Annotated in this window: 1 protein-coding gene; it reads right to left on the bottom strand. The window is 61.0% G+C overall.

What is annotated here, in order from left to right:
- Positions 1–1,511 (bottom strand): FAD-dependent oxidoreductase (locus tag L0H14_RS12480; RefSeq protein WP_301421999.1); only part of this gene is annotated, 1,511 nt, incomplete at both ends.

Here is a 1,511-nt window from a genome sequence, read left to right as displayed (position 1 = left end):
GCCACGGCTGGATCGACGAGTACCGGACCGGATCATAGATCTGACCAGCCAGCGCTCCCAGTGTGACCGGGGAGTACATTGGCCGCCACGTGGTGGTACCGGTTTCGGCGATGGTTTTGCCGGTTGCTTCGGCAATGATGGCGATGAAGTTCATCAGCTCGATCTTGCCCTGCAACGGACCCATGGTGACCGTGGTGAAGCGTTTGACCAGTTCGGCTGAGTCATAGCCTTCTGCAACGGCTGATTGCAGATCGTCCGAGGTGATGTCCTCGGAATAATCCACGTACCCGTGGGTTGAGGAACGATACACTTCTGGGTGCTGTGGCACATCCAACGGGGCCACGTCTGGAAGTTCGGCCTGGGCCACCGCATCGTGGTCACCGGGCACCGTCGGGGCCGAGGCGATCTTCTGTCCGCGCTGGGTCAGCCCGTGGGCTGCTGCGCGTGCACCAACGGCGGCACCGTGCTCGACCAGTTGCTGTGCGGTGCCGTCACCGGCAATGCCCCCGGCTGCATAGACACCTTCTTCGGTTCCACCGGGCAAAAAGCGTGCTGCCCGTGGTTCGTAATACGGTTTGTCACCGGACATATTCAGCAGTGAGGTCGGAGCAGTCCAACCCACCGCGGTAACCAACAGATCGGCATCTACCCGCTGGCCGGTGGACAGTTCAACGGATTGGAGCGTTCCACGGCCGCGAGCTCTGACCACTGTGTCTCCGGCACGTGCATCAACAACCGCGGCGACATCTACGCCGGCACGTCGCAGGTCAGCAACCGCTGCATCACCTTCGGGATTTGCGGTCAGGACGACCGCACGGTCGCCGGGACGAACCGAGTGGAGATTGATCAGGCGGCGGGCTGCTGTGGAGAGCATCACGCCGGGCAAATCATTGCCCTCAAAAACATAGGGACGCTCGATGAGACCGGCGGCAACCACCAGACTGCGAGCGCGAGTTTTGATAATGCGCTCGTGCATTCCTGGTTTCGGTGCACGCTGGACGACGGCCAACCAGTTGTCGTCGTAGCGGGCTGCCACCGTGGTGTTGGTGTAAACCTGGATATTGGCCGTCGACTCGACCTGGGAGCGCAGTTGGCGTGCCAGGGCCCCATCCGCCCAGCGCAGGTGGCCACCGAGTTCATGGTCTTCTTCGACCAGCATGACGGTAGCACCGGTTTCAGCCGCGGCAAGAGCGGCTGACATGCCGGCTGGCCCGCCACCGGCGACCAGTACGTCGACGTGGGCGTAGCGTTTTTCATAGGTTTCTGCTGGGCGTTCCTCAGCAACGACACCGCCGTGGACGAATCCGCGCAGCACTTTTTGGTAGAGCGGGCACAGAAAATCTGGTTTCATAAACGTCTTGTAATAAAAGCCCGGTCCCAAGAATCGACTGCCCAATTGGTTGATCGAGCGGATGTCGTATTTCAGCGAGGGCCAGGTGTTCTGGGAGCTGGCTTGCATGCCGTTTGCAATGCGTCGGTGTGCGCCACGCACGTTGGGTTCGTCATCGATC

Source organism: Yaniella sp. (assembly GCF_030453185.1).
GTDB lineage: Bacteria > Actinomycetota > Actinomycetes > Actinomycetales > Micrococcaceae > Yaniella.
Note: the sequence above shows the minus strand (reverse complement) of the source record. Positions and strands in the feature narration are given on the sequence as shown.